General features: G+C 62.5%; 3 protein-coding genes. All 3 read left to right on the plus strand.

The genetic code is table 11. The features are described 5' to 3' along the window. Positions 1 to 359: aldehyde dehydrogenase family protein (locus WBF74_RS03605; RefSeq protein WP_424435287.1), on the plus strand; the 359-nt coding region annotated here is incomplete at its 5' end. After that, positions 356 to 1,534 (plus strand): iron-containing alcohol dehydrogenase, encoded by a 1,179-nt coding sequence (locus tag WBF74_RS03610; protein ID WP_424435290.1) that lies wholly within the window; start codon positions 356 to 358, stop codon positions 1,532 to 1,534. The genes WBF74_RS03605 and WBF74_RS03610, both read left to right, overlap by 4 nt. Positions 1,535 to 1,712: 178 nt before the next feature. After that, positions 1,713 to 2,412 (plus strand): pantoate--beta-alanine ligase (gene panC, locus WBF74_RS03615; RefSeq protein ID WP_424435293.1); only part of this gene is annotated, 700 nt, incomplete at its 3' end.

Consider the following 2,412-nt stretch of genomic DNA (forward strand, 5'->3'; position numbering starts at 1 on the left):
ACCTCGGCCCAGAAGTGCTGGTTGATGTGAACCACCAGATGGATGTGATGCGCGAGGAGAGCTTCGGCCCTGTCGTCGGCATCATGAAAGTCTCCTCCGATGAAGAAGCCATCAACCTGATGAATGACAGCTCGCTCGGCCTCACCGCCTCCGTCTGGACGGAAGACGTGGAAGCGGGCGAACGCATTGGCGAGCGCATCGAAACCGGCACCTTCTTCCTCAATCGCTGCGACTATCTGGACCCTGCCCTTGCCTGGACGGGTGTGAAGGATACGGGTCGCGGTGCCACGCTTTCGCGCGTCGGCTATGAGCATCTGACGCGGCCGAAAAGCTTTCACCTGAGAACCAAAACAAAATGATCGACAATTATTCGAGCATCACCGGCAACTGGAACTTCCCGACGAAAATCCGCTTCGGTGCCGGCCGCATCAAGGAGCTTGCAGATGCCTGCGCGGCAGCGGGCATCAACCGCCCGCTTCTCGTCACCGATCCGGGACTGAAGCCCCTGCCGATGATTGCGGAGGCGCTTGCCCTTCTTGAAAAGAGCAACATCCCGCCCGCGCTTTTCACCGATGTTCACCCGAACCCGGTGGGCGCGGATGTGGAAGCGGGCCTCGAGGTCTTTCGCAAAGGCAAGCATGACGGCGTGATCCTTGTTGGCGGCGGCAGCGCGATGGACGCAGGCAAGGCCATCGCCTTCATGTCGGGCCAGACGCGCCCCATCTGGGATTATGAAGACCGCGAGGACTGGTGGACACGCGCTGACCCGGCAGGCATCGCCCCGGTGATTGCAGTACCCACCACAGCAGGCACTGGTTCCGAAGTTGGCCGCGCCGCCGTCATCACGGACGAACGCGACCACACGAAGAAGATCATCTTCCACCCGAAGATGATGCCGGTTGATGTGATCGCCGACCCGGAACTGACCGTTGGCCTCCCCGCCCACATCACCGCCGCGACGGGCATGGATGCACTGTCGCACAGCCTCGAAGCCTATTGCTCGCCCTTCTGGCACCCGCTCGCACAGGGCATCGCGCTCGAAGGAATGCGGCTCTGCAAGGAATGGCTGCCCGTTGCCACGAAGAACGGCAGCAATATCGAGGCGCGATCCTTCATGCTCGCCGCCTCTTCCATGGGCGCGACCGCCTTCCAGAAGGGCCTCGGCGCGATGCATGCGATGAGCCATCCCTGCTCCTCGCTGCGTGGTACGCATCACGGCCTCACCAACGCAGTGGTGATGCCCTATGTGCTGATGCACAACCGCGCAGCCATCGAAGAAAAGCTCGCTGCCGCCGCGCGCTATCTCGGTCTCAAGGATCAGAGCTTCACTGGCTTTGTGGACTGGGTTCTGGCGTTGCGCGAGGAAGTCGGCATTCCTCACACGCTGAAGGAAATCGGCGTGGACAGGGATGCCATTCCGGAAGCCGCCCCCATGGCGCTGGAAGATCCCTCAACCGGCGGCAACCCGCTGCCGATGAGCCGCGCTGACTACGAAAAGCTTTACGCGAACGCGATCGAAGGTCGCCTCGCCTGATCCAACAGACTGCCCGGGCGCCGTGGGCCTTGCGCATCATGGCGCCCGGGTAATCCCCTCCTGAACGCGTACCGGGCGCAAGCGGCGGCACATCAGACCCACCCGCCAGTGCGAGGCTGATTGAGTTCCGCACGGCCCGCCGCTATCTTCCGCGCGTTCTCAACGGAGGTCTGTGCCTATGCCGCTCGACACATCCAGCTACGCCATTCCCGTTGCCCGCAGCGCCGCCGACCTGCGTGAAGCCGTTTCTGAATGGCGGAAACAGGGGCTCAGTGTCGCGCTCGTTCCCACCATGGGCGCGCTGCATGAAGGCCATCTCTCGCTGGTCGATCTCGGCCGCACCCGCGCGGATCGCGTCGTCGTCTCTATTTTCGTCAACCCGACGCAATTCGCCCCGAACGAGGATTTCTCCGCCTATCCGCGCACCGAGGCGGCGGATGCCGCAAGGCTTGAAGGCAAGGCCCACCTCATCTTCGCGCCCGATGCGGCAGATATGTATCCGCAGGGCTTTTCCACGACCATCTCGCTCACCGGCGTGACCGAGCCACTCGAAGGCGAGTTCCGCCCGACACATTTTGCGGGCGTGGCAACCGTCGTCGCAAAACTCATTCTGCGCACTATGCCCGACATCGCCATTTTCGGTGAGAAGGACTGGCAGCAGCTCATGGTTATTCGCCGCATGGTTGCCGATCTGGACATACCGGTAGAAATTCTCGGCGGGCCTATCATGCGCGAGGCGGACGGCCTCGCCATGTCATCGCGCAACGTCTATCTGACGCCCGAAGAGCGGAAAGCCGCAGGCGCTCTGAACATCATCCTGCGCGAAACGGCTGAAAGCGTCGCAAAGGGCACACCCATCTCGCAGGCAACAGCGGAGG

Origin of the sequence: Parvibaculum sp. (genome assembly GCF_049672805.1) — a bacterium.
GTDB lineage: Bacteria > Pseudomonadota > Alphaproteobacteria > Parvibaculales > Parvibaculaceae > Parvibaculum.